The following is a 26,251-nucleotide window of genomic DNA, read 5'->3' as shown; positions in this document are numbered from 1 at the left end:
GGCTGACAGACATGACCGAGAGCATCACTTCCAAGGACGGCACGACCCTCGCGGTCGACACGATCGGCCAGGGCGCGCCGGTGATCCTCGTCGGCGGCGCGTTCAACGACCGTTCGACCGTGGCCGGGCTTGGCACGGAACTCGCGTCGGCGTTCACCGTCGTGACCTACGACCGGCGCGGCCGGGTGGCCAGCGACGACAAGAGCGACGACTACCAGGTCGCCAACGAGATCGACGACCTGGCGGCCGTCATCGAGCACGTCGGCGGCCGGGCCTCGGTGTTCGGCCACTCCTCGGGCGCCGTCCTCGTGCTGGAGGGGGCCATGCGCGGGCTGCCGATCGACCGGGTGGCCGTCTACGAGCCGCCTTACTGCGCCGACGAGAACCAGCCGAGGCCGGCGGCCGACGTCTACGACCGGCTCAAGGCCCTGGTCGCCGCCGGCGACCGCGACGGCGCGGTGGAGCTGTTCCTGCACGAGGCGGTCGGGGTCCCGACCGAGGCGATCGCCGGGATGAAGGCCGGGGAGGAGTGGGCGTTCCTGGCCGACAAGGCGCCCAGCCTGCCGTACGACGTGCTGGTCAGCGCCCCCTGGCAGCTGATGCCGTTCGACCGGATCGCCGGGATCGGCGTGCCGGTGCTGGCGGTCTACGGCGACCAGACCTCGCCCGGCCTGGCGGAGGGGACGAAGGCCGTCGCGGCGACCGTGCCCGGCGCCGAACTGCAGGTGATGGCCGGAGAGGACCACGGGGTGCTGCACCGGCCGGCGGCCCTGGCCCAGATCCTGACGAAGTTCTTCGGCTGACCACATCCCCGTGCCGGCACTTCGGCCCGGCATGACATCTGTCGTGGTCGGGTCGTGACAGACGGCGGAGGTCCGCGCGGGGGCGGCGGCGGAGGCTTGCCGTATGAAACTTCATGACGGCGCCCACGCCCTGTCCGTCACGGGGCTGCGCAAGACGTACGGCGAGACCCGCGCGGTCGACGGGATCGACCTGGTGGTGGACCGAGGGGAGGTGGTGGCCCTGCTCGGTCCCAACGGCGCGGGCAAGTCCACCACGATCGACATGGCCGTCGGGCTGGCCCGCCCGGACGCCGGGGAGATCGCCGTGTTCGGCACCTCTCCCCACGAGGCGGTGCGGCGCGGCATGGTGGGCGTCATGCCCCAGGAGGGCGCGCTGCTCGACGACGTGACCGTGGGGGAGACCGTGGCGCTGATCGCGTCTCTGCACCGAACGTCGCTTTCTGTGGAGGAGGCGCTGCGCCGGGCCGGGGTGGCCGACCTCGCCGACCGGCGGGCGGCGCGGCTGTCCGGCGGCCAGAAGCAGCGGGTCCGGTTCGCCATGGCACTGGTGTCCGACCCCGACCTGCTGGTGCTCGACGAGCCGACGGCGGCGATGGACGTGACGGCCCGGCGCGAGTTCTGGCAGTCGATGCACGCCTTCGCCGAGACCGGCCGGACCGTGCTGTTCTCCACCCACTACCTGGAGGAGGCCGAGACGTACGCGGACCGGGTCGTGTTGATGCACGCGGGCCGCGTCGTGGCCGACGGCCCGGTGCCGGCGGTCATGGCCGAGGTGTCCGGCCGTACGGTGACCGCGACCGTGCCCGGCGCCCGCGCCGAGGACCTCGGCGCACTGCCGGGCGTGACGGCGGTGCACCTCCGCGACGGCAGGGCCGAACTGCGCTGCACCGACTCCGACCTGGTCGTACGCGAACTGCTGACGCGCTATCCCGAAGTCCGGGGCGTCGAGGTCGGCGCGCTGGGCCTGGAGGACGCCTTCCTCCGCCTGACCGGAGCGTCGGAGGCCGTGCGATGACCGGATATCTCGCGTTCGAGATCAGGCGGACCCTGCGGGACGCCAAGTTCCTGTTGTTCGCGGTCGCCCTGCCGGTGGGGCTGTATCTGCTGATGGCCGACCGTTTCATCGACCAGGGGGCTCCCGCGTCGTACGTCATGGGCGGCGTCGCGGCATTCGGGGCGGTGAAGGCGGCGCTCGACGTCGGTGCCCGTACGGCGGTGGAGCGCGGCATCGGCTGGCAACGGCAGTTGCGGCTCACGCCGCTCAGCGGCGGCGGCTACCTGCTGGCCAAGGCGTCGGTGGCGATGGTCGTGGCGCTGCCGCCGGTGGCCGGGGTGTCGCTGGTCGCCGCGCTCGTCAGCGGGGTGCACCTGTCTGCCGGCGGGTGGGCGCTGGCCGTGCTCGGCGTGTGGGCGGGCACGGTGCCGTTCGCCCTGCTCGGCCTGCTGATCGGCCAGTTCGCCACCGCCCAGAACCTGCAGGCGTACCAGGGGGCGGTGGTGCTGGTGCTCAGCTTCGTCGGCGGGCTGTTCATCCCGGTGAGCACGTTCCCGCAGGCGCTCGCGACGGTGGCCAAGGTCCTGCCGAGCTACTGGCTCGCGCAGGTCGGGCACGCCGCCGCGCTCGGTGGTGGCAGCGGTGGTGGCAGCGGGGATGACAGCTGGCAGGCCGGGCTGGTCCTTGCGTTGTACGCGCTCGTGCTGGGCGCCGCCGTGGTCGTCCGGTATCGCCGCGACACCGCTCGGGCCTAGGGTGACTGAGGTGGGCGAGCAGGGCGTATGGGGACGTTCCGCGTGGCCAATGTGGAACCCGGCCAGGCAGGGCTCCCGCTCGGCCCGCGTACGCGGTGTGCTCGTGCTGTCGGCCTTCCTCCTGTGGCCGCTCTGGGAAGCGCTGCGCGCGGACGACGGTGGGCCGGATGCGGCGGTAGGAGCTGTCATGCCTCTGTACGCGGCGGGCTGGCTCGTCGCGATGATCACCGGGCCCCGCCTGTCGCCCCGGCGGCGGATCCTGCTGGTCGGGGCCCTTCTCACGCTGGCGGGCGCGGCGGCACTGCTGCAGAACGGCCCGGCCTACCTCGGTCACGCCGGCGTCTTCAGCTTCGCGCTCGCGGCGGCGGCCTGGCTGTTCCCGGCGCTGTGGGCCGTGCTCCTCGGGCTGGGCCTCGGGGCGGCCCAAGCGCTCGTGCTGTGGGCGGCGCCCGGGCCGCTCTCCTGGGGTCTCGTGGGCGATCTCTTCCCGGCCGTCGTGATCCCGGTGGCCGTGACGCTGCTGATCCGGCTTGTCGTCCAGCTCGGCCAGGCCCGAGAGGAGATCGCGGCACTGGCCGCGGCGGCGGAGCGCGACCGGCTGGCCAGGGACCTCCACGACGTGCTCGGGCACAGCCTGACCACGATCACCGTGAAGACCGGTCTGGCCCGCCGGGTGCTGGAGAGCGGCGGCGACCCGGAACGCGCGCTGGCCGAGCTGCGCGACGTCGAGCGGCTGTCCCGGCAGGCGCACAGCGAGGTGCGCCTGACCGTGTCCGGCCGCCGCCGGCCCTCCCTCGCCGCCGAGCTGGCGGGGGCCCGCGCCGCGCTGCGGGCCGCCGGGATCAGCCCGATCCTCCCGCCGTCCGCGGCCCACGTCCCGGCCGAACTGGCCGAGCCCTTCGCGTACGTCCTGAGGGAGGGAGTCACCAACGTGATCCGGCACAGCGGCGCGACGCGATGCGAGGTGCTGGTCGGAGACGACTGGCTGGAGGTGCGCGACAACGGCCCCGGGCAGAAGGCGGCGGGGCCGGGCAACGGCCTGTCCGGCCTGGCCGAACGGCTGCGGGCCGTCGGCGGGCAGGTCGAGGCGGGCCCGCTGCCCGCCGGTGGCTTCCGGCTGCGGGCGAGCCGCGCATGATCAGGGTGTTGCTCGCCGACGACCAGGCGCTCGTACGCGGCGCGCTGGCGGCGATGCTCGCGCTGGAGCCCGACATCGAGGTGGTGGCCCAGGTCGGCTCGGGCGAGGAGGTGCTTGAGGCCGCGCGGCGGACCGTTCCTGACGTGGCGTTGCTCGACGTGCAGATGCCGGGCAGGGACGGCCTGGAGGTCACCGCCGACCTGCGCGCCGCGCTCCCGTCCTGCCGGGTGGTGATCTGTACGACCTTCGGGCGGCCGGGCTACTTCGCCCGTGCGATGCAGAACGGCGCCTCGGGCTTCGTCGTGAAGGACGCGCCGCCCGAGCACCTGGTCGACACGGTGCGCCGGGTCCACGCGGGCCTGCGCGTGGTCGATCCCGCCCTCGCCGCCGAGTCGCTCGCCAGCGGGTCGAGCCCGCTGACCGCGCGGGAGCGCGACGTCCTGCGCGCGGCCAGGCAGGGCGGCACCGTGGCGGAGATAGCTCGGAGCCTGCACCTGTCCGCAGGGACCGTACGCAACCACCTGTCGGCGGCCATCGGCAAAACGGGAGCGAGCACCCGCGCCGAGGCCGCGTTGATCGCCGACGAGCACGGCTGGCTCTAGTCCGGCTTCAGTCGAACACGGCCGGATTTCGCAACGCCCAGGTGAAGTAGGACGATGCCTGCTCCCGGAAGGGCCTGGGTCGCCAGGACAGGTCGCGCCGGGCCAGGTCGACGGCGCTGGCCGCGTCTCTGCCGAGGCACTCGTCCGGATCAAGGTCGAGTTCGGCCGTGTTCGGAGGGACGACGCGTACGAGCTCGCGGGCGGCATGGGCCTCGGCGATCTGGAGAAGCTCGCGGAAGGGTATGCGCCGTCCGGTGCCGAGATTGTAGGTCGCGCCGTCGAGACCGGCTCCCCGTACGAGAAGCGTCAGGGCCTCGGCGGCGTCCTCGGCGTTGAGCCAGTCGAGGGACGCCCGCATGGTGCGCTCCGTGACGAGGAGCGGCCGGCCGCGCACCAGAGCGGACGCCAGGAGGAACGGGGCCGACATGAGGGCGCGCGTCCCGGTCGGACGCTCCATCGGGCCGAAGAGCTTGGCCGGGCGGACCGTCACGTACGGCAGGCCGAACAGCTCGCCGTAGCGGGCGATCACCCGTTCGGCGACCGCCTTGCTGACGCCGTAGAGCTCGCCCGGCGTGAGCGGGCCGGATTCGGGCTGCGGGTCCAGACCGGGAGTCCCGTCTCCGTAGACGGCGCAACTGCTGACGTAGATCAGGCGCCGGGGCGGTCGGGCACCGGCCAGGACGGCGTCGAGCACGGCGCAGGTGCCCATCACGTTGACCTCGAGGTAGTCGGCCGGGCGGCTCCGTTCCCAGTCAGGCACGTGAGTCAGCGCGGCGCCGTGCACGACCACGTCGAACCTCTCGGCGAGCACCTCCCGCAGGGTCTCGCGGTCACGTACGTCTGCCCGGATCACCCGTACTCCAGGCTCCGCGGTCAGGGCCGACCGGTCGAGCAGAGTCAGGCGGATGCCGGAGTCGTCCCGCAGCACGGCCGCCAGCACGGCCATCGCGAATCCGCCTCCGCCGGTCAGCAGGACGTCCATCGCTGATTCCTTCCTCACAATCAATATGTGTCAACTGTGACACACCAGATGGCGATTTGACCATGAATCTGCAGAAGAAGAGATTTGATGTGTCGCTATTGACACACGCTTCTCGGCGGTGGCAGGGTCTGGGCCCACGGGCGAGAGCCGCCCGCGAGGAGGTTCGAGTGACCACTGTCAACACCGCGTACGCGCACAGCCTGGAAAACGACGATCTGCGGGCCTTCTACGAGGCCGCGGGATTCGCCGGGCGCGTCGGATGGGGCGAGCGACCGGCGATTCTCGTCATCGACATGGCCGGAGCCTGGGCCGATCCTGAGGAGCAGATCGGCTCGGACCTGTCGGCGGTGTCCGACAGCATCGTCCGCATCCTCGAGGAGGGCCGCCGTGCGGGCCTGCCGATCATCTTCACCACCATGGCGTGGGACCCGAGCCTGGCCGAGATCGGCGAGGTGGTCCGCCGCAAGACACCGCACAGCGAGCTCATGCTGCACGGGACGCCGCGGGTCGAGCTCCGGCCCGAGATGGAGCGCCGCCCCCACGAGCCCCTGGTGGTGAAGCCGCGTGCCTCGGCGTTCTTCGGCACGTACGTGGACGCCATGCTGATCTCCGCCAAGGCCGACACGGTGATCGTGGTGGGGTGCAGCACCAGCGGCTGCATCCGGGCCACCGCCGAGAGCGCGTTCAACCGGGGATTCCACGTGATCGTCCCGCGCGAGGCGGTCGGTGATCGGAGTCCCTCCGCGCACGCCGCGAACCTCTTCGACATCGACGCCCGGTATGGCGATGTCGTGCCCGAAGCGGACGTGCTGGCGCATCTGCGGTCGCTGCCCACCGCGGAGGAGTGACCGATGACCGACCGGCAACCTCCGGTGCTGCAGGCCGAGGGGCTCACCAAGTCCTTCGGTCACGTGCAGGCACTGCGCCAGGGTGAGCTCACCGTCCACGCCGGAGAGGTGGTCGCGCTCGTCGGGGACAACGGCGCCGGCAAGAGCACGCTGATCTCCTGCGTCTCCGGCGCCCACCTGCCGGACACCGGCGAGGTCAGGGTGGACGGCCGGCCGATGCCGCTCGGGTCCATCAAGGCCGCGATGGAGCACGGCATCGCGACGGTTTATCAGGGCCTGGCGATGGCCCCCGACCTGTCGGTGGCCGAGAACCTCTTCCTGTCCTGCGAGCTGCGCCGTCCCGGTCTCCTGGGACGGCTCGGCCTCCTGGACAAGAAGGCGATGCGCGAGCGCGCCTGGGAGCTGATGGACGGTCTCGGCATCACCACACTCCAGGACGTGACCCTGCCGGTGGGCGACCTGTCCGGCGGGCAGCGCCAGGTTGTCGCGGTCGCACGTGCCGTCTCCCGCGCCGGGCGTCTGGTGATCATGGATGAGCCGACGGCGGCGCTCGGCGCCCGGCAGTCGGCGATGGTGATCGAGACCATCAAGGCGACCCGCGAACGCGGTCTCGGCGTGGTCCTCATCTCGCACGACCTGCCCAGGGTGCTGGAGGTCGCGGACCGGATCGTGGTCATGCGGCTGGGCCGGGTGGCGGCCGATCTACCCGCGCGAGGTCTGAAGATCAACCAGATCGTCGCGCTGATGCTCGGCGAGCAGAACGACTCAAGTGAGGAGAGCCTGCCGGCATGACCGCGATGCAACCGACACTTCGGGCTCCGTCGGTCCGCGCCCGCGCCGGCGCGCTGATGAGGTCCACGCCCGCCTACATCACGGTCGCGCTGGTCGCGCTCGTCGTGGTCTTCACGATCATCTCGCCCGAAGGGCGTTTCCTGGACGCGACGAACCTGCAGGCGGTCGGGCGCAACAGCGCCGGACTCGTCCTGCTGGCCGTCGGCCTGACCTTCGTCCTCGGCGCCGGGCACATCGACCTCAGCGTCGGAGCCACGCTCGTGCTGTCGTCGGTGGTGGCAGGCACCGTGGCCGTGGACCTGGCCGGAACCCCGTCGTCGTCCGGAATCTTCCCGAACGTCGGGCCCGCCGTCGCCGTCGCGGCACTCGCCGCGGTCGTCGTGGGCGGAGCCGTTGGATTGGTCAACGGGCTTCTGGTCACCAGGCTGAAGGTCAACTCGTTCGTCGTCACCCTGGGCACGATGGGCGTGGCCACGGGCGCCGCGCAGGTCCTCACGAACGGGTCGAACGTCGCCGGTATCCCGCCCGACGTCCAGACGTCCTTCGGTCTCAGCACCATTGCCGGAATCCCTCTCCCCCTGCTGCTGGCGGTGGCGGTCAGCCTGGTCGCCGGCGTCGTCCTGACCCAGACCAGCGCCGGCAGGCACGCCCTCGCCATCGGCTCGTCCTCCGACGGGTCCATGCGCGCCGGGGTGAACGTCCAGCGCAGCACGATCACGGTCTTCGTCATCTCGGGGCTCATGGCCGGGATCGCCGGATTCCTCGACATCACCCGGTTCGGCACGACCGCCATCTCCGGGCACGACACGACCATGCTTCAGGCGTTGTCCGCCGTGATCATCGGCGGGACGAGCCTGTTCGGCGGACGGGCGTCGGTGCTGGGGTCGGTCCTCGCGACCTTCATCCCGACCGGGCTGCTCGCCGGGTTCGTCATGGTCGGCGTCTCGTCCTTCTATCAGAACATCGCCATCGGCGCCGTTCTGGTCATCGCTGTCTGGCTCGACCAACTGCGCGGCAAGTAGCACCCCCGCCGAGATTCGGAGAAGCACCATGAAAGTACGCACCGGTGTGCTGGCAGCCGCGCTGGCGGTGATCGCCATGACGGCCGCCACGGCCTGCAGCTCGTCGAGCGGCGCGAGCGGTACGGACGGCGCCGAGCAGAAGTCCGGCCCCCTGCAGATCTCTCTCCTCACGACGTACAACGGCCTGCCCTTCTACACGGCGATGCAGTGCGGTGCGCAGGACGCGGCGAAGAAGCTGGGCGACATCACGGTGAAGGCGGACGGGCCGTCTCGGGGCATGAACGCCGCCGACCAGACTCCCGTGCTCGAAGGGGTGGTCAACCGGCACCCCGACGGCATGATCTTCGTACCGGCCGACCCCGCCGCGATGGTGGCGCCCATCAGGCTCGCGGTGAACGCCGGGATCCCGGTCGTCACCACCGACGCGACGCTGAACGAGCAGGTGGCCAAGGCGCAGTTCCGCGGGGACAACAACGCGGGCGGCGCGCTGGCCGCCGAGGAACTGCTGAAGCGAGCCCAGGGACAGACCGGAAAGGTGCTGGTCCTGGACGCCCGGCCCGGCCTGCCGGTGACCAACCAGCGCGCCGATGGCTTCATCAAGGCGCTCAAGGACTCCGGCACGAAGCTGGAGATCCTCGGCACGCAGTACTACGAGGACGACCCGACCAAGGCGGCGACCATCGTGCAGAGCTCGCTGGGCGCCCACCCGGACATCGTGGGGATCTTCGCGACCTCCGAGTCGGGCGCGATGGGTGCGGTCTCCGGGCTCCAGGCCGCCAAGGTCGACAACGACAAGATGACCGTGATCGCGTACGACGCGGGCCCGACCCTGGTCACGGCGCTGCGTGCCGGGACGCTGGACGCGCTCGTGGCGCAGGGCTCCTACACGCAGGGGTACGACGCGCTGACCCGGCTCGTCCAGGAGATCCGCGGCCAGGCGCCGCAGGGGGCCGCCTTCGACAACGTGGTGCCGAATGCGATCGTCACCGCCGACAACGTCGATTCGCCGGAGATCAAGAAACTGCTCTACCCCACAACCTGTTCCTGAGCGTGGCACTGTCGCTCTCGAACATCATCAACGCGAATTCAACGAGGGGATCGAGATGACGGCAGACCTCGCCGGAAAGGTGGTGGTGGTGACGGGCGCGGCCTCCGGGCTGGGGGCCGCGACCGTCCGCGACGTGCTGGAGCGCGGTGGGCGAGTGATCGCCGTGGACCGGGCGCGGGACGTCGAGGCACTCGCCGGAGACGGAGTGCTGCCCGTCGTCGGCGACGCCGCCGACGAGCGGCAGGTCCTGGACGCGGTGCGGGCGGGGGAGGACGCCTTCGGCCAGGTGAACGGCGCGGTCGCCTGCGCGGGGATCACCCGTGCCGGGACGGTCGACTCCATGAGCCTGGACACCTGGAACGAGGTGTTGCGGGTCAACCTGACCTCGGTCTTCCTCCTCGGGAAGGCGGCTCTCCCCGCGATGCGCCGGGCGGGCGGCGGTGCCCTGGTCGCCGTCGCCTCACAGGTGGGGCTTGTGGGCTACCCCGAGAACGTCGCCTACTGCGCGGCGAAGGCAGGGGTGATCAACCTGGTCCGCGCGATCAGTGTCGACGCCCGCGACAGTGGCGTCCGCGCGGTGGCGGTGTGCCCCGGGCCCGTCGACACCCCGATGCTGCGCGAGGGCTTCGAGCAGACCGGGGAAGGGTATGAGCTGGCGACGTCGCGGGTGCCGCTGGGCCGCGTCGCCAAGCCGGAGGAGATCAGCGCGACGATCTGCTTCCTGCTGTCCGACGCGGCCGCCTTCGTCACCGGCACGGCATGGACGGTCGACGGTGGCTACACAGCGCAGTAACTCCGAGGCGGACGACCCCCTGAACAGCGGCCCGCCCGCCTCCGTCCACGCCTCGCTGGAGCCGCGGGCCCTGGAACTGCTGCAGGCCATCGCGAACTCGCCGGAACCGCTCGGGGCGCGGGAGCTCGGCCGGCGCATCAAGGCCGGCAACCGGCCGCTGAGCGAGTCGACGGTGAACCGGCTGCTGCGGCGGCTGGACGAGCAGGGACTGACCCGCTCCATGGACGGCCGCGGACGGGTCGTGTCCGAGGCCGGGCGGGTGCTCGCGCAGCGGGCCGCGGCCGAGCACACCTGGCACCAGCAGATCGGCTCCCTGGAGATCCGCACGGTGCAGGACGTACGCGACCTGCTGATCGCCCGGCGCGGCGTGGAACGCGAGATCGTCAGGGAGGCGGCGACGTCGGTCTCGGACGAGGACATCGAACGCCTCCAGGCGGTCATGGAGGAGTACGAGCGATCCGTCCACACCGACGAGCGGCGCCGTGACGTCTCCACCAACTTCCACAAGGCGCTCGCGACCACGGTGGAGAACTCGATGCTCCGCGCCGTCGCCACGGTGATCTTCGATCCCCGGTTCGACATGCTGGAGCACGTCCTCGACATGGTCACGGCCGGGCGCGGCACGACCATGCACTCGGTCAGCGAGCACGAGGAGATCATGCGTGCCATCCGGACCGGCGACCCGGACGTGGCTGAGGCGGCCATGGTCCGCCACATCAACCGGCTCATCGCCGATGCCAGCGCCGTGGTCGCCCCGTCCACGCGCCTGGCGATCGAACTGTTGCTGAAAAACCAGAGCCCCGTCATCGGCGGTGGCACATGACCCTGGAGGAATCCGTGACCACTATCGTTCCGATCATCACCGACGCCGCGGCGGCGCCGACCGCGTCGTACTCCCAGGGCATCGTGGCCGGTGGGCTCGTCGCGACGGCGGGGCAGGTCGGCCGCGACCCGGTGACAGGCGAGCTGGCGGGGACGCTGGCCGGGCAGGTGGAGTCGGCCATCGCCAACCTCAAGGCCGTGCTGGCGGCGGCCGGCCTCGACCTGTCGCACGTGGTGAAGACGAACTGCTTCCTCACGAGGATCGAGGACTTCGAGGAGTTCGACGCCGTCTACCGGCGGCACTTCTCCGACCCGCTCCCCGCGCGCAGCACGGTGGGCGTCGCTCTCGCGGGCGACCTGCTGTTCGAGATCGAGGCGTGGGCCGTCAAGCCCGGAGACGCGGCATGAGGCCCGGTTTCGACCTACTCGTCCGCGGCGGTGAGGTCGTCAACGGCGACGCCCGGGCGGCCCTGGACGTCGGCGTGTCCGGAGGGCGGGTCGCCGCTCTCCTCGCACCCGGTTCGCTGGCCGCCGCCGAGCAAGAGATCGACGCGACCGGGCTGCTCGTCATGCCCGGCGGCGTCGACACTCACACCCACGTCGCCTGGCCGTACGACGACACCGTCACGGTGGACGACTGGCACTCGGCGACCAGGGCCGCGGTGCTGGGCGGAACGACCACGATCATGGACTTCGTCCCGCCCGGCGAGAGCGGCCTGGCCGCGCGCTGCCGCGCCCGTGCCGAGGAGGCCGCGGCGGGCGCGGTCATCGACTTCGGGTTCCACCCGATCCTCACCGCGTCCGACACCCGGGACGTCGAGGACATCGGCAAGGTCATCGCCGAGGGTTTCACCTCGTTCAAGATGTACACGACGTACGAGGACCGGCGGGTCGACGACGGAGCGGCCTGGGTGCTGATGCGGGCCATCGCCGCCCACGGCGGGCTGCCGGGCTTCCACGCCGAGAACCACGAGATCCTCACCAGCGCATTGGACGACCAGGTCCGCTCCGGCCACCTCGGCCTGGCGGACTATCCGCACAGCCGTCCCGGGCTGGCCGAGGCCGAGACCATCCACATGGTGTCGATGTACGCGCGGCGGCTGAACACGCCCGTCTACATCTTCCACGTCTCCGGCTCCGACGCGCTGGACGCCGTACGCTTCGCCCGCCGGGCGGGGACGGTCGTCCACGCCGAGACGTGCACGCACTACCTCGCGCACGACGAGAGCGTGTTCACCGGTGAGGACGCGTGGCGCTTCGTCATCTCCCCGCCGATCCGTGCCGCGAGCGACCGGCGCGACCTGTGGTCCGGGGTGACGGACGGAACGGTCGTCTCGGTCGGGTCCGACCACTGCGCGTACGACACCTCCGCGAAGCGGGGGTGGGAGCACGACCACCGTAAGATTCCCGCTGGCGCCCCCGGCATCGAGGCCCGCACGCCGGTGCTGTGGAACGAGGCCGTGAACGTACGCGGGCTCGATCCGTGCCTGTTCGTCCAGGTCTCGGCGGAGCGCGCCGCCCGAGCCCTCGGGCTGTTCCCGCGCAAGGGCCGCGTGGCGGTCGGCGCCGACGCCGACCTCGTCCTGTGGGACCCCGCCCACGCCTGGACCGGCGCCGACCTGCGGCCCGTCTCGCCTTCCACCTTCTCGCTGTACGAGCGCTCCAGCGGCAGCGGGTTCGCCCGCCATGTCATCGCCGGCGGCCGGCTGGTCGTCGAGGACGGGCGGTTCGCGGGGGAGAAGGGCGCCGGGAGCTTCCTCGCCCGTGAACCCATGGCACGTTCATGAGCGCACCGGACGTCGTGACGTACGGCGAGATCATGGGCAACTTCGTGGCCGCCGCCGTGGGGCCCCTGGAGAAGGCCGAGCTGTTCGAACGGCGGCTCGCGGGCGCGGAGCTGAACGTCGCGGTCGCGCTGGCGCGGCTCGGCCACCGGGCCGGCTTCGTCGGCCGCGTGGGCGGCGATCCGTTGGGGGAGGCCGCTCGGGCCCGCCTGCGCGAGGAGGGCATCGACGACACGCACGTGCTGGCCGAGGAACACGCGGTCACCGGGATCCAGCTGAAGGAACGCGTGCTCGTGGGGGATCCCCGCTACGTGTACTACCGCCGCGGGTCGGCCGGGTCGCTGCTCGCGCCCCACCCGGAGGCGCTCGCCTACCTGGCGTCGTCCAGGCAACTGCACGCGACCGGCATCCCGCCCGCGCTGTCCGCCACGGCACGCCGGTTCGCGTACGAGGCGATGGAGGCGGCCAGGGACGCCGGAACCGGTGTCACCTTCGACCCGAACCTGCGTCCCTCCCTCTGGCCGGACCGCGGCGAGATGGTGCGAGTCGTGAACGATCTGGCCGCCCGGGCCGACTGGGTGCTGCCCGGGGTCGCGGAAGGCGAGGCGCTGACCGGGCGGCGCGAGCCGCAGGCCATCGCCGACCATTACCTGTCACGGGGAGCGCGCGGGGTCGCGGTCAAACTCGGCGCCTCGGGTGCCCGCCTGTTCACGTCCGGCGGATCGTGGTCCTGCCCGCCGTTCCGGGTCACCACCGTCGACACCGTAGGGGCGGGTGACGGGTTCGCGGCCGGTTTCATCAGCGCCCTGCTCGACGGGCTCGGCGACGAGCAGCGGCTTCGGCGCGCGTGTGCGGTGGGGGCGCTCGCCACGAGCAACGAGGGCGACTGCGACGGCATGCCTACCCGTGCGGAGCTGGACGCCCTGCTCGCGGCCGGCCCCGGCGGACGGTAGGCGGGACATGGAGCTACAGGTCGCTCTCGACCGGATGACCCTCGACCGCGCGGTGGAGCTGGCCGGGCTTGTCGCCCCGCACGCCGATTGGATCGAGGTCGGCACGTCCTTGATCAAGAGGTACGGCACGGCGGCGGTCGCGGCGGTTGCCGACGCGGCGGGCGGGGTGCCGGTGCTCGCGGACACCAAGACCGCCGACGACGCCGCGACCGAGCTGGGCATGTGCTTCGACGCCGGAGCGAAGGCCGTGACCGTGCTCGGCATGACGACGGACGCCACGGTGCGGGCGTGCGCCGCCATCGCGGCCGATCACGGCGCCGAGCTGCTTGTCGACCTCCTGGCCGTGTCGCCGTCGCGGCGTACGGACCTCCTCGCCCTGCTCGGGCCGGCTCCCCACGTGCTGTGGGCGCCGCACCTGGGCAAGGACGCGCAGGACGGGAAGGCCAAGGTGGCGGCGGTGCTCGGGCCCTGGGCACGTGGCCTGCGGCTCGCCGTCGCCGGAGGGCTCGGCGCGGGGGACGTGGCGGCGCTCGCTCCCGAGTGGCCGGGGTTGCGGGTGATCGCCGGCGCGGCGATCACCAAGGCGCCGGATCCCCTCGCCGCCGTCGTCGGCATGAAGGCCGCCATGCTTATGAAAGGAACACGATGACCTCGAACCTTCTCGACATCGTCCAGTCCGAGGTGGCCGGCGTCCTGGCCGGGATCGACCCGTCCTCGCCGGTGTCGGCCGCCGATCTGCTGGAGCACGCGCCGCGGATCTTCGTGGCGGGGGAGGGCAGGTCCGGATACATGGCCAGGGCGTTCGCCATGCGTCTCGTACACCTCGGCCGTACGGCCTACTTCGTCGGCGACACCTGCACGCCGTCGACCGGACCGGGAGACCTGCTCGTCGCCGTCTCCGGGTCCGGGACGACGGCGGCCACCGTACGTGCAGCGCGGGCGGTGACCGACGGCGGCGGCAGCGTGCTGGCGGTCACCACCGCTCCCACGTCGCCCCTCGCCTCCGGCGCCCTTCACGTCCTGCATGTTCCGGCGGCCACCAAGCACCGGCGCGAGGGCGAGGCGGCCACGGTGCAGCCTCTGTCCAGCCTGTTCGACCAGTGCACGCACCTGCTGCTCGACTGCGTGTGCCTGGAGCTGGCCCGGCGGCATGGCGTGACCGACGACCAGGCCAGGCAGGCCCACGCGAACACCGAGTGACGCTACGGCCGCCGACGCCGGTGTCGCGTTCATACGGTGTAGGACGACAGCCATGCCATCGCCCGCAGGCGGTCCTCCTGAGCCAGGGTCTGGCGCGCTGGTGCGCGCTGCGGCCGGTGTGCCATGGCCTGGCGCCGCGATCGCCGACGTCCCCCGGGAAAACCGAATGACCGGCACGCGGCTCAAGCGCGAGAATCGCCCCCATGTCTCAGCCGATACTGCGTACCGACCGCATCGAGCTCGTTCCGCTGTGCGACGAACACCTGGAACTCGAGATCGAACTCGACGCTGATCCCGAGGTCATGCGATACCTCACCGGTCGCGCACGTAGCCGTGAGGAAGTGGAGGACCTCCATCGCCAGCGGCTCGCCGCCGCGGGCCGCGTTGCGGGGCTCGGCTTCTGGGTCGGTTTCGTGGATGGGCAGTTCGTCGGCTGGTGGCTTCTGGAGCCACCTACGCGTGACGACCAGGGTCCGGTCGAAGGGCAGGCCGAACTCGGATACCGGCTCCTGCGTCGCTACTGGCGTCAGGGCCTGGCCAGCGAGGGAGCCCGCGAGCTCCTCCGCCACGGATTCGAGGACCTCCGGCTGACCCGCGTCTTCGCCGAGACCATGGCGGTCAACACCGCCTCTCGCGCCACGATGACGGCGATCGGCATGCGGTACGTCCGTACCTTCCACGCGGACTGGGAGGAGCCGCTCCCCGGCAGTGATCTCGGCGAGGTCGAGTACGCGATCAACCGAGAGCAATGGCTCGCTTCCCAAGCGGCCAAGCTTGGTTAAGTTGTCGGTATGGAGGCAGAGGTCGGCGGCGTAGCGGTGCACTACGTCGAGCACGGAAGCGGACTCCCCGTGGTGGCGTTGCACGGAGCGGGGGTGGACCATCGCGAGATGGCCGGCGCCCTGGAGTCGGTCTTCCGCGACCGGCCTGGTTATCGGCGCGTCTATCCGGACCTGCCCGGCATGGGGCGCACTCCGGTGCCGGACTCGTTCCGTGGCTCTGACGATGTCCTCGATCTCGTGCTCGGCCTTGTCGACGCTGTTATCGGCGATCAGGAGTTCGCGATCGTCGGCCACTCGTTCGGCGGGTATCTGGCCAGGGGCATCGCCGGTCGGCGCCCGGCCCAGGTCGCGGGGCTGGCGGTGATCTGCCCCCTCGGCGAGAAGGCGCGGGATGTGCCCGCACACGAGGTGCAGCACGCCTCGGTCGACGTGGCCGATGTCCTGAGCCCGGCCGAGCAGGCCCAGTTCAGGGACTACTTCGTGGTGCAGACGCCTGCCACTCTCCAACAGTTCCGGGAGTACGTGGCTCCGGCCCTGCCCCTCGTCGACCGGGACGGCCTTGGGCGGGTGTTCGAACAATGGCGGCTGAGCGACACGTCCGCGTACACAGGACCGACTCTGATCGTCGCCGGGCGACAGGACGCCACGGTGGGGTACGCCGGTTCATGGGAATTGGTGGAGCGTTATCCGCACGCCACGTTCGCCGTCCTGGACCGCGCCGGCCACGCGCTTCCGCACGAGCAGGCAGGGCTGTTCGGCGCGCTCATCACCGAATGGCTCGACCGAGTGAATGAGCGTCTCGCCGCATGAGCGCGCGAGCGGCTCACGGATTGAGCGGGTACGGATCGCTTCGCAGCCTGCTGTACATCCAGCCGTCGCGCCACTGACCGGCGCGGAACTCCACCGAGCGCAGGACCCCCTCCAGCGTGAAGCCGGCCTTCTCGAGCGACTTCTGTTCTGCGGTGTTCTCCGCATGGGTGAAAGCCTGGATGCGCTCGACCGGGGTGTGGGTGAACAGATAGTCGCACAGCATCGCCTGAGCGCGCCAGCCGATGCCACGCCCACGCCAGTCCGGAAGCAGGGCGATCCCTATCTCCCAGTATCGGGAGACCCCGAACCCTCGCGCCGACCAGCTCATCATGCCCGCGGCCGTGCCGTCGACCTCGACGATGACCCTGCTGTCATCCTCGCCCAGGTATCCGTCCTTGGCGTAGCGCCGCGCCGGGGCCTGCGCGTCGCGGAACCCCGCCCAGTCCAGGCCGATCAGTCCCGGCTCCGTGGCGAAACGCCGGAACATGGCGAGATCGTCCTCTGCGACCGGGCGTAGTCGTACCTCAAACGCGCTCACCGTGCCGCCTTCCTGCGCATGCTCTTGGACGATAGTGGGGAGATCATCAGCCGCTAACGGCGCGGAGGGCGCCGGGGCGCCGGCCGGTGAGGCGGTCAAGCCTGGCGGCGGTGGAGTCGTCTGCGGGGAGATAGACGATCAGGAGCTGGCTTCGGAACGGCGAAGGCCGGGGGTGCGGCGGTGGCCGCCGCCGGGTAGCCCGACTTCGATGGGGGTGACGGCCTCACGGCGGGCCCGCAGGAACTCGCCCAGAGTGTTGTCGCTCACGATTCGCAGGCTACCGAGTGACCTCGTTTCCGATCGTGGCCCTGCCGGGGCCAGTCTCGGCCCGGCCTCCCTCCGGCGGTCCTGCCGCAGAACCCTTGGCCCTGCTCAAGGTTTCTACAGTCGTGGGGAGCATTGAAATGGATCTGGGACTCACCGGCCGTACGGTCATCGTGACGGGGGCCTCCGGGGGCATCGGCCGCGAGATCGCCCGCGGGTTCGCCGCCGAAGGGGCTGACGTGGTGCTCACCTATCACCGTTCGCAGGCGGGCGCGGAGCAGCTTGCCGAGGAGATCGGCGGACGCTCGCTGGTCGCCCCGTACGAGCTGGACGACGACGAAGCTGCCCGCGGCCTGGTCGCGGCCGTGCTCGAATGGTCCGGCCGGATCGACGTGCTGATCAACAACGCCGTGCACTGGGGCGCCACCGAGCCGACACCCGGCCGCCCTTTCGAGGCCGTGCCCGACGAGACGTGGCAGAAGGTGATCCGGGCCAACGTCGAGGGCGCGCTCCGGCTCAGCCGGGCGGTCGTCCCGTCCATGCGAGAGCGTAGATGGGGCCGATTGGTGCACATCTCGTCGAGTATCGCGGCCGACGGCATGGCCGGTGGTGAGTACTACGGTGCGGCCAAGGCGGCACTGCACGGTTTCAGCAGGTCCGCCGCGTTCGGGCTCGGAAAGGACGGCGACATCCTGTCCAACGTCGTCATGCCCGGCCTCACCAGGACCGAGACCGACGTCGCGATCGTCGACCAGGCAGGCGGGCACTACAGCGCACTGGCTCCGATCGGCCGCCTGCTCGACGCCGCCGAGGTCGCCAACGCCGTCGTCTACCTGGGCTCGGCCGCCAACACCGGCATCACCGGACAGGCGATCAAGGTGACCGGCGGGGCCTGACACTTGTTCGCTGTGGCGACCCTATGCGAGCCCGCGAGAGCCGCCGGCTGGTCTGATGCCGGAAGACCTGCGGGCCCACACGACCTTGGGCCTCGGTGTCGTACCGCTGGAGATGTGGATCTACTGGCGCATCAGCTTGAAGGTGTGCTCACCCTCCGCGCCGATCTCGGCGTCCAACGTCTTGTCGTCGAGCGCGGGTGCCACCCCCGCCTCGACGAAGACCCGGGTGTCCGCCTTCTCGATCACCTGGTCGCCGGCCTGCGGCGCACTCACCAGAGACAGTTCGAGCGAGGTTTCCTCGCCGGGCTTCGGCGCCAGCCGCAGGCCCGCCTGGTCGGGGATGTTCTCACCGACCGTCAGATCACGAATCGCCATGACGGCGTTGTCGGTCAGTGTCAGCATTGAAATGCTCCTTCACCAGTGGGGACGGATTTTCCGACGGGCCCGGAGTGAACCGCGGGCACCGCCTGTGGGTCGGGATGGCCCGACGGCGAGTGTGAAACCCGGCCACCCTGACCTCGTAGCCCGTACCCCTGTTGTGGGCGGGAAACCACGTAGCGCTCCGGTAGCGGGCGTCCTGCCAATCATGTGGCTTGTCGGCTCGGCCACCACCTGTGCACGGGGGGACGTACGGGCGCCGAGGTCGCCCGCATGTCGCGCGATGAGGCTCTTGCTCGTCTTCAGCTCTTCTGGTCGGAAGGCTCGTAGGCCGATTCAGGAGGCGGGGCAGCGGTAGTCGGCGTGGCGGTTGGGGGAGCAGCAGACCACGCCGTAGGTGAGGAAGCGGCCGCCGGTCAGCCAGATGCCCCACTGCACGTCCACACCGTTGGTGAGCGCCTCGCGGGCGTTGCGAAGCCGGAGGCCCAGCCCGATCCGGGCCTCGTCGGCCGGGCGAAGGAAGGAGCTTTCCATCGACCGGTAGCGCTCCGCGAGCCAGGCGAGAGCGTCGTCGGGCGAGGCCGGAGAGGCGTCGATCCGGCGGGCCGGCTTCAGCAGCCAGTCGCACGTACGCATGGGCGGCAGCGGGGAGTTCGTGAACGGACCGAGGTCGGCGGGCGGCAGCGGCGGTCGCCGCTCGGCCTCGTTGCGCAGGTCTTCCCCGATCCCGCTCCACACGTAGCAATGCAGGTGCATGACGCTCCGTACAGTGGGGGTGGCCCCTGCCTGCTATCACCGGGCAGGGGCCACCGTGCTCCTACAGTGTGGTCAGGCCGGCCGCGCGAAGCTCGGCAGCGGTGAACCGGAGAGTCCCGGCATCCGGGTTCTTACTGTCACGCAGGGCGAAGGCGTCGGCTTCGCCCGGAATCGGGGCCAGCTCGACGCAGGACTCCATGTCCTCCTCCTGCTGGTTGCCGCCGCACAACCGCCGGAAGCGCACTCCGGCGAGGTTGCGTTCGTACAGGCCCACCGCGTTCTTTCCTGTTGGTGGTCCCGCCTGGGACGGCTTGCCGGGGCGGGCGTCTTGTGTGAATTCATCGGGCGCGGCCGAGCAGCAGGTCCAGCCACAGCCGTCGCGCCCGCGCGTCGGGCAGGCGTTCGGTCTCTCGGGCCTGCGGTGTTGTGCCGGTTCGGTCGGTACGGCGGACGAACAGCAGCCCGCCGGAGGCGCACAGTTCGTACGCCAGGGGCGAGCAGTGGTCGCAGGTGTGCGCCACGACCCGGGCCCGGACACAGCGCCTGGTCTCGCGCATCCACCGGATCGCGACATGCCCCGGCTGTTCGGGCGCCACATGCAACCCGGGACAGGCGGACTCGGCCTGGGCCAGCGCATCGAGCGCCCGAACGGCGGCCGATCGGAGGGCAGGTATGCCGCCACTCACTGGGGCAACGATCCTGCGGCGAGCTCCTCCTGGTGGTGGAGCTGCGCAACGAGTTGGTCGGCATTGTCAGCGTCGATGGTGTGGCTCAGCCCGCGATTCAACTGAGCATCGGTGAGTCGCTGGTTGCGTGTGGCCCATAGGCGATCCGCTGAGCTCCGCCAGATCGTCCAGTGGGGGAACGCGGCCTGCAGATCCTCAAAGGTTGTCGTCGTGGACATGGCGACAGCGTGACGTATCGTGTCTGGGCGTTTACACCGCGTTCTCGGGACGTGCGGGACGTTTCGCGTTACCGTCTGGATACGTCCCCAACGTCCTCCCGATTCGAGGTCGCCAGTGGCTAACGACTCTCTACGCCATGCCATGACCAATGCGAGACTTACCGAAAGAGACCTCGCGTTGCGATGCGAGGTGGACGTCAAGACGGTGTCCCGCTGGCTGACTGACGAGGCACGCGTGCCGCACCCGCGTCATCGGTGGGCCGCTGCCGAAGCGTTGGGAGTGGATGAGTCCGTGTTATGGCCAGAGGCGATAAGGACCACGGTCAAGACTGGACCTGATCGGGAGATCGTGTCGGTCTACCCCTACCGGTCCGCCTGCCCGAAGAGCGTATGGCGGGCGCTCATCACCGACGCGAAGTCGACAATCACGCTGGCCGGATACACGAACTACTTTCTCTGGCTGGAGCATCCCAATCTGGCGAAGGTACTGAAGCGCAAAGCTGAACAGGGCTGCTGCATCCGCTTTCTCATCGGTGACCCCGATAGTGAGGTAACCCGCCGACGCGAGGAGACGGAAGCGGTCCCGCTCACGGTGTCCACTCGGATTCGTATCACGCTGGCCGAACTAGACCAGCTCAAGGACGTGCCTGGCATTGAGGCGCGGTTCGGTGACGAGCACATCGCCCTGTCGGCATTCCAGTTCGACGACGAGATGCTCGTCACCCCACATCTGGCCAAGCTGGTCGGCCACGACTCGCCGCTCCTGCACCTCAAGCGCCACCAGGATGACGGCCTCTACGACCGCTTCGCGTACCACGTCAACGAACTGTGGTCAGCCGGACGAGACATCTGGTCGGGGACGAGCGTGGGATGACATCACCCGTGACGTGCGAGTTTGGTAAATCGGAATGAGTGGCGACTTTGTGATCATGTTGTTGTGAAACTTTTGGCGCGTTCCAAATACGATGATCGCCTGCGGTGCGCCTGTAGCGCAGATCTAGTCACAAGGACATGTAGTGGACGACGCCCCGATCACTGGTCTGTACGATTCGCTGCTCACTGACAAACTCGCCAAAAGCGTCGATGCGTGGCGGCAGACGGGACACCTCGTGGAGGTGTCGGAGGTCGATAAGGAAGAGGTCGCTCACCTGCTGGGTCGTTTCGTCGGCGAAACGGCAGCGCGGGCCTTGGCCATGCTGAAAGAGCCCCAAGAGCAGGTTGAGTTGGTCAACCGGTTGCTGAGCCAGTTGGCGGAGCCCCCAACTGTGGCAGATGGGCCGAACAGGCTGTTGTCGATCGTGAGACACAGTCCGGGTGCGAGCGCCCCGGTACGCCCGTTGACCTCGCTGTCCGAGGCGGCCTTGCTGACCAACGCTCGCGAGGACCCCAACCTGGCGCATGAGTTGGCGGCCGAGTTGGTCAGCGCCGACCGGGTGGATCTCTTGTGCGCCTTCGTCAAGTGGTCGGGACTGCGCATCCTGGAACGCCCACTCGCCGAGCTACAGCGTCGGGGTGTCCCGCTGAGAGTGATCACGACGACCTACATGGGCGCGACAGAGAGACGTGCGCTGGACCGGCTAGTGCGGGACTTCGGCGCCGAGGTGCGGATCAGTTACGAGCAGAACTCCACCCGCCTGCACGCCAAGGCATGGCTGCTGCGCCGCGACACTGGCTTCGACACAGCCTACGTTGGTAGCTCCAACCTGTCCCGGGCGGCGCTGCTAGATGGGCTGGAATGGAACGTACGACTCTCGTCCGTGACCACCCCTCGGCTGCTGGACAAGTTCGAGGCAACCTTCGACTCCTACTGGAACCGATCCCAGTTCGAACTTTACGACCCGGTAATTGATGCAGAACGGCTGGATGAGGCGTTGTCCCGCTCGAAGGCGGGCAAGCAGCTTTTCGACATTCCTGCACTGATGCCGCGCCCTTATCGGCACCAGGAGGAGATGCTGGAGGATCTGGACGTCGAGCGCACCGTGCATGGCACGCATCGCAACCTCCTCGTCGCTGCTACCGGCACGGGTAAGACGGTGGTAGCCGCTTTTGACTACCGGAAGCTGCAGAAACGGCTGGGACGCCAGCCGTCACTACTGTTCGTGGCGCACCGGCGTGAGATCCTCACTCAGGCATTGCGCACGTATCGGCAGGTGCTGGCCGTGCCAGACTTTGGCGAGCTGCATGTAGGCGCGGATCGTTCGCGAGACTGGCGACACGCTTTCGCTAGCGTGCAGTCGCTCACCGCCATGGGAATCGAATCCTTTGATCCTGGGCATTTCGATGTAGTTGTCATCGATGAGTTTCACCACGCAGCTGCTCGTACCTATCGACGGATCATTGATCACCTCAAGCCCAAGGAACTGTTAGGACTCACCGCCACCCCGGAACGCGCCGATGGTACCTGGGTTCAGGATGAGTTCTTCGAAGGCCGCATCGCCTCTGAGCTGCGCCTGTGGGATGCGTTAGACGCCGACCTGCTCTGCCCGTTCCACTACTTCGGCATCAACGACGAAACCGACCTCACCGGCATTAAATGGTCACGGGGCTCATATGACAGCAACGCGCTTGACAACTTGTTCACTGGCGACGATGCCCGAGCCCGTCTGGTGTTCAACGCGCTGAGCGACAAGGTTAGTAACCTGGCCGTTGTCCGTGGCCTGGGCTTCTGTGTTTCAGTACGGCATGCGCGCTTCATGGCTGATTTCTTCACCGAGGCGGGGTTGCCCTCTCTCGCGGTGGACGGCTCGACCGACGACGCCTCCCGAAAGGCGGCCTTGCGGGCGCTGAGGGATGGCGAAGTCCGCTTCCTGTTTGCGGTCGACCTGTTCAATGAGGGCCTGGACGTGCCCGACGTGGACACTCTGCTGCTTCTACGGCCGACTGAGAGCGCCACTGTCTTCCTTCAGCAACTCGGCCGAGGGCTTCGCCGTACCCCGGACAAAGAGGTGCTTACGGTGTTGGACTTTGTCGGCCAGCACCGTAAGGAGTACCGTTTCGCTAATCGGTTCCGTGCATTGACTGGGTTCGCCCGGGGGTGGCTGGACAAGCAGGTCAAAGACGACTTCCCGCTGCTTCCGCCGGGCAGTCAGATTGTGCTGGACCGAGTGACCAAGGATCGACTCCTGGCCGAGCTAAAGATCCATCTCGGCGCGACAGTGAATACGCTGACGCAGGAGATTCGCTCTTTCGCAGAAAAGTCGCTCATCGCGTACCTGGAGGAGAGTGGGCGCGAAATCGGCGACCTGTATCGCAACCGCAGGTACTGGACATCGCTCCTCCGTCGAGCAGGCCTGCTGCCCGAGTCCGGCTCACCGTTAGAGGAGCTGCTTGGCCGGCGGATCCGGGCGCTTTTGCATGTAGACGACCGTCGCCGTGCTGAAGCCTATGTCCGGCTGCTGAGCGCCGATGGCCCGCACTACGCAGACTGCTCACCTGCGGACCAGGCCTTTGCGCGGATGCTGTGTTTCTCCTTCTGGCGCGACGGTGGAGACTTCTCCTCCTATGGCCAGGCGCTAGAACGACTACGCGGTGAGCGTGATCTGTGCGAGGAGATCCGCCAGGTTCTCGCCTACGGCGCCGACCGTCCACGACACGTTGCCCGACCGCTCGGTCCGAACTTCGATGCGGTGCCACTCGCGGTCAATGCCCGTTACTCCATGGAGGAAGTGCTCGCTGCGATCGGCTGGGCATCCCTTGGAGGGCTGGTGCCGTCCACGATGCGCGAGGGTGTTGCGTGGAGCCCCGCCACCAAGTGCGACGCACTGTTCGTCACCCTGCACAAGAACGAGAAGGAGTTTTCCCCGCAGACCATGTACCGGGATTATGCGCTCACTCCAAGTCTGTTCCACTGGGAGTCGCAGAACCGGACCAGTTCCCACTCGACTACTGGCTTGCGCTATCAGAACCATGAGAGCGAGGGTAGCCACGTGCTCCTGTTCACCCGGGAGCGGAAGGAAAACGACAGCGGTCACCCCGAACCGTTCGTTTTCCATGGAACCGCGCGATACGTCGAACATCGAGGTGAGCGTCCCATGGCCATCACCTGGCGACTCGATGAGGAAATGCCCGCCGACCTATTCCGCAGGGCTGCCATCGCGGGGTGAATCTAGGTACGCCGGTCTGATCAACGCAGTGGGGGGGCGGCGTTCTTGGCGCGGTCGAGGGCGAGGGTGGACCACCAGGTGCCGCCGATGGGGTCGACCTGGTGGTAGACGGGGTCCTGGGGGCCCTTGCCGCCTCGCGTGCACTGGCCGTTGGACTGCTCGGGGGAGCGGAGCCACAGGAACGCGTCGGCCAGCTCGCTGCCCGTGTCGGTGGTCGGGCGGGGGCCGACGCCCCGGCCCGGAGGGTTGCACCAGATCTGGGGGTCGGCGTACTTGCCCTCCGGCGGCTGCCACACGCCCTTGCCGTTCCGGCTGGTGTCGATGACGAAGTGGGTCAGGGGCGCGTTGGCCGGCACCGCGTCGATCTCGGCGCCGGTGCAGGTGCTCCCGCCGTCGTTCATCTTCAGGTAGAGGCAACGGGACAGGCTTTCCCCATACCTGAGAAGCTCGTCGGTCTCCTGGAAGTCCGCGACGTTCAGGTAGAAGCCGTCGGCTCGCTTCACCCCGGCCTTCACGAGCCGGTCGGCGATCTCGACGAGGCTGGGCCAGCCCTTGATGCCGCCGTCGAGATACACGGCCGTGTGGGGGAGCTTCCCCAGGCGGTTCACCGCGTACGAGAGCTCACGGTAGCGCTCGGCCGCGCCCGCCTTGCTTCCCTGCGAGCAACTGTTCGAGCCGGGGAGTCTGGTCAGGCTGTTCGGCTCCAGCACGACCACCGTCCGCGCCTTGCCGATTCCCTTCGCCACACGGTCGATCCAGTCACGGTAGGACCGCTCGTCCGGCTCTCCCCATTGGGAGCAGTCCTTCATCGGCACGTGATCGGTCACGAACACGGGAACGGCGTGACGCGCGGAGGCCACCCGCACGGTGGACGCGACCGTACGCCCGGCTTCGGCGGCAGGCATGTTCAGGTTCACGGGATGCGGCACCGCGGCGAGGGCACGCATCAGCGCTGCATCGGCCTTCCTGCCTTGCCCGCTCCAGACGCCCGCCTGGCGCTGCGCATCGGCGCCCGGCCGGTAGGCGAACCGTACGCCGGGCTCGCGAAGCGGGTTGCCGCCACTGCCCGTCGGAGCGGGTGACGCGGCCGGGGTGGTGGGCGCACCGGTCTGGGCCGGCCCCCCGGAGACCACCACCGTGGAGCGCACGGAGGTGATTGAGGAGGTCGCGGACGCCGCGGCATGCGTGTCGCGGTCGGAGGGCCATACGGTGACCACCGTCGCGACCACTGCCAGCCCGGCGACTCCGGCCCCGACCCCGGTCAGCAGCCTGCGACGGCGTCTCCCGCCCCCGGGCAGTGTGGTGACCGACGACTCCGCGACCGGCGACTCCTCAACCGGGGACGAGCCGGTGAGGGCGTCAAGGATGTCCTGCACGGTCGGCCGTTGGGCCGGGTTCTTGGCCAGGGCGCGGGTGACCAGCGTGGCCAGCGGCCCGTCGAGGCCGGTCAGGTCGGGTTCTCCGTTGATGACCCGGTTGATGACGACCGGCAGCGGCCCGTTGCCGAAGGGGGCGTGGCCCGTGCCGGCGTACGCGACCGTGCTCGCCCAGGCGAAGACGTCCGAGGCGGGTGTGAGGGGGCCGCCTTCGAACTGCTCGGGGGACATGAACGACGGCGTGCCGACGACCGCGCTGCTGTGTGTGGCGGTGTCGGACAGGTGGGCCACACCGAAGTCGATGACCTTGGGACCGATGGGGGAGAGCAGGACGTTGCCGGGCTTGAGGTCGCGGTGGATGATGCCGGCCGCGTGGATGGCGCGCAGGGCGGTTGCGATGCTGACGGCGAGCCCGTCCAGGCTGGAGCCGCGTAGCGGTCCGTCCCGTTGGACGGCCTCTCGGAGGGTCGGGCCGGGTACGTACTCGGTGACCAGGTAGGCGGTCTCGCCGTCCATTTCGGCGTCGAGGACGGCGGCGGTGCAGAAGCGGGCGACTCGCTTTGCGGCTTCCACTTCGCGTCGGAATCGGCGGCGGAAGTCGGGGTCGGCGGCGATCGTGTGGTGGAGCAGCTTGACCGCCACGCGCGTGCCGTCCGGCGCCTCACCGAGGTAGACGGTGCCCATCCCGCCCTCGCCCAGCCTGCGCAGCAGCCGGTACGGCCCCACCTGGTACGGGTCACCGGTACGCAGGTCAGCGGGGTGCCATGGCGGGCCTGACGGCCACCCCGGGCCGGACTCGTGCCCGTCACCGAAACCGCGTAAGCCCCCCGCCCCGCTGCCGCCGTTCGCCCCGGAATGCGACATCGCTCGCCCCCGCTGGAATGCTCTCGACAGATCAGTAAGGATCC

Annotated in this window: 30 protein-coding genes; 21 read left to right on the top strand and 9 right to left on the bottom strand. The window is 69.6% G+C overall.

Going from position 1 to position 26,251, the window contains the following annotated elements; all coding sequences use genetic code 11:
- Positions 1 to 11 precede the first annotated feature (11 nt).
- From ACQEVJ_RS37060 to ACQEVJ_RS37040, 5 genes are all read left to right on the top strand, one after another.
- Positions 12 to 803, top strand: coding sequence for an alpha/beta fold hydrolase (locus ACQEVJ_RS37060; RefSeq protein ID WP_433109333.1), 792 nt, complete (start codon positions 12 to 14; stop codon positions 801 to 803).
- A gap of 103 nt (positions 804 to 906) precedes the next feature.
- Positions 907 to 1,818, top strand: coding sequence for an ABC transporter ATP-binding protein (locus ACQEVJ_RS37055; RefSeq protein ID WP_433109332.1), 912 nt, complete (start codon positions 907 to 909; stop codon positions 1,816 to 1,818).
- Entirely contained in the window at positions 1,815 to 2,552 is a 738-nt protein-coding gene (locus ACQEVJ_RS37050) for an ABC transporter permease (protein ID WP_433109331.1), read from the top strand. Before ACQEVJ_RS37055 ends, ACQEVJ_RS37050 begins: the two co-directional genes overlap by 4 nt.
- A 187-nt stretch (positions 2,553 to 2,739) precedes the next feature.
- Complete coding sequence (locus ACQEVJ_RS37045; RefSeq protein ID WP_433109330.1) at positions 2,740 to 3,690, top strand: sensor histidine kinase; 951 nt, start codon at positions 2,740 to 2,742, stop codon at positions 3,688 to 3,690.
- Positions 3,687 to 4,292: a response regulator transcription factor gene (locus ACQEVJ_RS37040; RefSeq protein WP_433109329.1), complete on the top strand. Its 606-nt coding sequence runs from the start codon at positions 3,687 to 3,689 to the stop codon at positions 4,290 to 4,292. Before ACQEVJ_RS37045 ends, ACQEVJ_RS37040 begins: the two co-directional genes overlap by 4 nt.
- Before the next feature lie 7 nt (positions 4,293 to 4,299).
- On the opposite strand, the gene ACQEVJ_RS37035 is transcribed toward ACQEVJ_RS37040, so the two are convergent.
- Positions 4,300 to 5,274: an NAD-dependent epimerase/dehydratase family protein gene (locus tag ACQEVJ_RS37035; RefSeq protein WP_433109328.1), complete on the bottom strand. Its 975-nt coding sequence runs from the start codon at positions 5,272 to 5,274 to the stop codon at positions 4,300 to 4,302.
- Between the two features lie 167 nt (positions 5,275 to 5,441).
- Here ACQEVJ_RS37035 and ACQEVJ_RS37030 point away from each other — a divergent pair, with 167 nt between their 5' ends.
- From ACQEVJ_RS37030 to ACQEVJ_RS36970, 13 genes are all read left to right on the top strand, one after another.
- Positions 5,442 to 6,122, top strand: coding sequence for an isochorismatase family protein (locus ACQEVJ_RS37030; protein ID WP_433109327.1), 681 nt, complete (start codon positions 5,442 to 5,444; stop codon positions 6,120 to 6,122).
- A 3-nt stretch (positions 6,123 to 6,125) separates the two neighbouring features.
- A complete protein-coding gene (locus ACQEVJ_RS37025) occupies positions 6,126 to 6,914 on the top strand; it encodes an ATP-binding cassette domain-containing protein (protein ID WP_433109326.1) in 789 nt (262 codons plus the stop codon).
- Positions 6,911 to 7,936 (top strand): ABC transporter permease, encoded by a 1,026-nt coding sequence (locus ACQEVJ_RS37020; protein WP_433109325.1) that lies wholly within the window; start codon positions 6,911 to 6,913, stop codon positions 7,934 to 7,936. The genes ACQEVJ_RS37025 and ACQEVJ_RS37020 overlap by 4 nt, the downstream gene beginning before the upstream one ends.
- Positions 7,937 to 7,964: 28 nt before the next feature.
- Positions 7,965 to 8,984, top strand: coding sequence for an ABC transporter substrate-binding protein (locus ACQEVJ_RS37015; protein WP_433109324.1), 1,020 nt, complete (start codon positions 7,965 to 7,967; stop codon positions 8,982 to 8,984).
- 55 nt (positions 8,985 to 9,039) lie between these two features.
- Complete coding sequence (locus ACQEVJ_RS37010) at positions 9,040 to 9,777, top strand: SDR family NAD(P)-dependent oxidoreductase (protein ID WP_433109323.1); 738 nt, start codon at positions 9,040 to 9,042, stop codon at positions 9,775 to 9,777.
- Positions 9,758 to 10,600 (top strand): FCD domain-containing protein, encoded by an 843-nt coding sequence (locus tag ACQEVJ_RS37005; RefSeq protein ID WP_433109322.1) that lies wholly within the window; start codon positions 9,758 to 9,760, stop codon positions 10,598 to 10,600. The genes ACQEVJ_RS37010 and ACQEVJ_RS37005 overlap by 20 nt, the downstream gene beginning before the upstream one ends.
- Before the next feature lie 14 nt (positions 10,601 to 10,614).
- The gene (locus ACQEVJ_RS37000; protein ID WP_433109321.1) at positions 10,615 to 11,007 is read left to right on the top strand and encodes a RidA family protein; all 393 of its coding nucleotides are present in this window, start codon (positions 10,615 to 10,617) and stop codon (positions 11,005 to 11,007) included.
- Positions 11,004 to 12,386: an amidohydrolase family protein gene (locus ACQEVJ_RS36995; protein ID WP_433109320.1), complete on the top strand. Its 1,383-nt coding sequence runs from the start codon at positions 11,004 to 11,006 to the stop codon at positions 12,384 to 12,386. The genes ACQEVJ_RS37000 and ACQEVJ_RS36995 overlap by 4 nt, the downstream gene beginning before the upstream one ends.
- The gene (locus ACQEVJ_RS36990; protein WP_433109319.1) at positions 12,383 to 13,336 is read left to right on the top strand and encodes a sugar kinase; all 954 of its coding nucleotides are present in this window, start codon (positions 12,383 to 12,385) and stop codon (positions 13,334 to 13,336) included. The genes ACQEVJ_RS36995 and ACQEVJ_RS36990 overlap by 4 nt, the downstream gene beginning before the upstream one ends.
- A gap of 7 nt (positions 13,337 to 13,343) precedes the next feature.
- Positions 13,344 to 13,985: an orotidine 5'-phosphate decarboxylase / HUMPS family protein gene (locus ACQEVJ_RS36985; RefSeq protein ID WP_433109318.1), complete on the top strand. Its 642-nt coding sequence runs from the start codon at positions 13,344 to 13,346 to the stop codon at positions 13,983 to 13,985.
- A complete protein-coding gene (gene hxlB / locus ACQEVJ_RS36980) occupies positions 13,982 to 14,536 on the top strand; it encodes a 6-phospho-3-hexuloisomerase (protein WP_433109317.1) in 555 nt (184 codons plus the stop codon). The genes ACQEVJ_RS36985 and hxlB overlap by 4 nt, the downstream gene beginning before the upstream one ends.
- A 203-nt stretch (positions 14,537 to 14,739) precedes the next feature.
- Positions 14,740 to 15,318: a GNAT family N-acetyltransferase gene (locus ACQEVJ_RS36975; protein ID WP_433109316.1), complete on the top strand. Its 579-nt coding sequence runs from the start codon at positions 14,740 to 14,742 to the stop codon at positions 15,316 to 15,318.
- 9 nt (positions 15,319 to 15,327) lie between these two features.
- The gene (locus ACQEVJ_RS36970) at positions 15,328 to 16,128 is read left to right on the top strand and encodes an alpha/beta fold hydrolase (protein WP_433109315.1); all 801 of its coding nucleotides are present in this window, start codon (positions 15,328 to 15,330) and stop codon (positions 16,126 to 16,128) included.
- A 13-nt stretch (positions 16,129 to 16,141) separates the two neighbouring features.
- Here ACQEVJ_RS36970 and ACQEVJ_RS36965 read toward each other — a convergent pair whose 3' ends face one another.
- Positions 16,142 to 16,666, bottom strand: coding sequence for a GNAT family N-acetyltransferase (locus ACQEVJ_RS36965; protein WP_433109314.1), 525 nt, complete (start codon positions 16,664 to 16,666; stop codon positions 16,142 to 16,144).
- A 138-nt stretch (positions 16,667 to 16,804) separates the two neighbouring features.
- Positions 16,805 to 16,933 (bottom strand): hypothetical protein, encoded by a 129-nt coding sequence (locus ACQEVJ_RS36960; protein ID WP_433109313.1) that lies wholly within the window; start codon positions 16,931 to 16,933, stop codon positions 16,805 to 16,807.
- Positions 16,934 to 17,070: 137 nt separating this feature from the next.
- Here ACQEVJ_RS36960 and ACQEVJ_RS36955 point away from each other — a divergent pair, with 137 nt between their 5' ends.
- Positions 17,071 to 17,826, top strand: a complete 756-nt coding sequence (locus ACQEVJ_RS36955) for an SDR family NAD(P)-dependent oxidoreductase (RefSeq protein WP_433109312.1) — start codon at positions 17,071 to 17,073, stop codon at positions 17,824 to 17,826.
- A gap of 120 nt (positions 17,827 to 17,946) precedes the next feature.
- On the opposite strand, the gene ACQEVJ_RS36950 is transcribed toward ACQEVJ_RS36955, so the two are convergent.
- The 5 genes from ACQEVJ_RS36950 to ACQEVJ_RS36930 form a co-directional block, all read right to left on the bottom strand.
- Positions 17,947 to 18,228 carry a Fe-S cluster assembly protein HesB gene (locus ACQEVJ_RS36950; RefSeq protein ID WP_433109311.1) on the bottom strand — a complete coding sequence of 94 codons (282 nt, stop codon included), beginning with the start codon at positions 18,226 to 18,228 and terminating at the stop codon, positions 17,947 to 17,949.
- Between the two features lie 312 nt (positions 18,229 to 18,540).
- Positions 18,541 to 18,960 (bottom strand): hypothetical protein, encoded by a 420-nt coding sequence (locus tag ACQEVJ_RS36945; RefSeq protein WP_433109310.1) that lies wholly within the window; start codon positions 18,958 to 18,960, stop codon positions 18,541 to 18,543.
- Between the two features lie 61 nt (positions 18,961 to 19,021).
- Entirely contained in the window at positions 19,022 to 19,234 is a 213-nt protein-coding gene (locus ACQEVJ_RS36940) for a DUF397 domain-containing protein (protein WP_433109309.1), read from the bottom strand.
- 64 nt (positions 19,235 to 19,298) lie between these two features.
- Complete coding sequence (locus tag ACQEVJ_RS36935) at positions 19,299 to 19,517, bottom strand: hypothetical protein (protein WP_433109308.1); 219 nt, start codon at positions 19,515 to 19,517, stop codon at positions 19,299 to 19,301.
- Between the two features lie 125 nt (positions 19,518 to 19,642).
- Entirely contained in the window at positions 19,643 to 19,864 is a 222-nt protein-coding gene (locus tag ACQEVJ_RS36930) for a hypothetical protein (protein WP_433109307.1), read from the bottom strand.
- Positions 19,865 to 20,054: 190 nt separating this feature from the next.
- Between ACQEVJ_RS36930 and ACQEVJ_RS36925 the strand changes: the two genes are divergently transcribed.
- Entirely contained in the window at positions 20,055 to 20,738 is a 684-nt protein-coding gene (locus ACQEVJ_RS36925; protein WP_433109306.1) for a hypothetical protein, read from the top strand.
- 142 nt (positions 20,739 to 20,880) lie between these two features.
- On the top strand, positions 20,881 to 23,967 hold the full coding sequence (locus ACQEVJ_RS36920) for a DUF3427 domain-containing protein (RefSeq protein ID WP_433109305.1): 3,087 nt from the start codon (positions 20,881 to 20,883) through the stop codon (positions 23,965 to 23,967).
- A 20-nt stretch (positions 23,968 to 23,987) separates the two neighbouring features.
- Here the strand turns inward: ACQEVJ_RS36920 and ACQEVJ_RS36915 are convergent, their stop codons facing one another.
- On the bottom strand, positions 23,988 to 26,207 hold the full coding sequence (locus tag ACQEVJ_RS36915; protein ID WP_433109304.1) for a glycoside hydrolase family 6 protein: 2,220 nt from the start codon (positions 26,205 to 26,207) through the stop codon (positions 23,988 to 23,990).
- Positions 26,208 to 26,251 lie beyond the last annotated feature (44 nt).

The organism is Microbispora sp. CA-102843 (assembly GCF_050936215.1).
Taxonomy (GTDB): domain Bacteria; phylum Actinomycetota; class Actinomycetes; order Streptosporangiales; family Streptosporangiaceae; genus Microbispora.
This window is presented reverse-complemented; position numbering and strand designations above follow the sequence as displayed.

Excerpts from the sequence above, each read along its gene's own strand:
- ACQEVJ_RS36970 (WP_433109315.1), top strand. The coding sequence starts at position 15,328 with ATGGAGGCAGAGGTCGGCGGCGTAGCGGTGCACTACGTCGAGCACGGA.
- ACQEVJ_RS37010 (WP_433109323.1), top strand. The coding sequence starts at position 9,040 with ATGACGGCAGACCTCGCCGGAAAGGTGGTGGTGGTGACGGGCGCGGCC.
- ACQEVJ_RS36955 (WP_433109312.1), top strand. The coding sequence starts at position 17,071 with ATGGATCTGGGACTCACCGGCCGTACGGTCATCGTGACGGGGGCCTCC.
- ACQEVJ_RS36930 (WP_433109307.1), bottom strand. The coding sequence starts at position 19,864 with ATGTCCACGACGACAACCTTTGAGGATCTGCAGGCCGCGTTCCCCCAC.
- ACQEVJ_RS36990 (WP_433109319.1), top strand. The coding sequence starts at position 12,383 with ATGAGCGCACCGGACGTCGTGACGTACGGCGAGATCATGGGCAACTTC.
- ACQEVJ_RS36950 (WP_433109311.1), bottom strand. The coding sequence starts at position 18,228 with ATGCTGACACTGACCGACAACGCCGTCATGGCGATTCGTGATCTGACG.
- ACQEVJ_RS36915 (WP_433109304.1), bottom strand. The coding sequence starts at position 26,207 with ATGTCGCATTCCGGGGCGAACGGCGGCAGCGGGGCGGGGGGCTTACGC.
- ACQEVJ_RS37025 (WP_433109326.1), top strand. The coding sequence starts at position 6,126 with ATGACCGACCGGCAACCTCCGGTGCTGCAGGCCGAGGGGCTCACCAAG.
- ACQEVJ_RS36935 (WP_433109308.1), bottom strand. The coding sequence starts at position 19,517 with ATGCGCGAGACCAGGCGCTGTGTCCGGGCCCGGGTCGTGGCGCACACC.
- ACQEVJ_RS37015 (WP_433109324.1), top strand. The coding sequence starts at position 7,965 with ATGAAAGTACGCACCGGTGTGCTGGCAGCCGCGCTGGCGGTGATCGCC.
- ACQEVJ_RS37035 (WP_433109328.1), bottom strand. The coding sequence starts at position 5,274 with ATGGACGTCCTGCTGACCGGCGGAGGCGGATTCGCGATGGCCGTGCTG.
- ACQEVJ_RS37050 (WP_433109331.1), top strand. The coding sequence starts at position 1,815 with ATGACCGGATATCTCGCGTTCGAGATCAGGCGGACCCTGCGGGACGCC.
- ACQEVJ_RS37045 (WP_433109330.1), top strand. The coding sequence starts at position 2,740 with ATGCCTCTGTACGCGGCGGGCTGGCTCGTCGCGATGATCACCGGGCCC.
- ACQEVJ_RS37055 (WP_433109332.1), top strand. The coding sequence starts at position 907 with ATGAAACTTCATGACGGCGCCCACGCCCTGTCCGTCACGGGGCTGCGC.
- ACQEVJ_RS36945 (WP_433109310.1), bottom strand. The coding sequence starts at position 18,960 with ATGCACCTGCATTGCTACGTGTGGAGCGGGATCGGGGAAGACCTGCGC.
- hxlB (WP_433109317.1), top strand. The coding sequence starts at position 13,982 with ATGACCTCGAACCTTCTCGACATCGTCCAGTCCGAGGTGGCCGGCGTC.
- ACQEVJ_RS37060 (WP_433109333.1), top strand. The coding sequence starts at position 12 with ATGACCGAGAGCATCACTTCCAAGGACGGCACGACCCTCGCGGTCGAC.
- ACQEVJ_RS37040 (WP_433109329.1), top strand. The coding sequence starts at position 3,687 with ATGATCAGGGTGTTGCTCGCCGACGACCAGGCGCTCGTACGCGGCGCG.
- ACQEVJ_RS36975 (WP_433109316.1), top strand. The coding sequence starts at position 14,740 with ATGTCTCAGCCGATACTGCGTACCGACCGCATCGAGCTCGTTCCGCTG.
- ACQEVJ_RS36985 (WP_433109318.1), top strand. The coding sequence starts at position 13,344 with ATGGAGCTACAGGTCGCTCTCGACCGGATGACCCTCGACCGCGCGGTG.
- ACQEVJ_RS37020 (WP_433109325.1), top strand. The coding sequence starts at position 6,911 with ATGACCGCGATGCAACCGACACTTCGGGCTCCGTCGGTCCGCGCCCGC.
- ACQEVJ_RS36995 (WP_433109320.1), top strand. The coding sequence starts at position 11,004 with ATGAGGCCCGGTTTCGACCTACTCGTCCGCGGCGGTGAGGTCGTCAAC.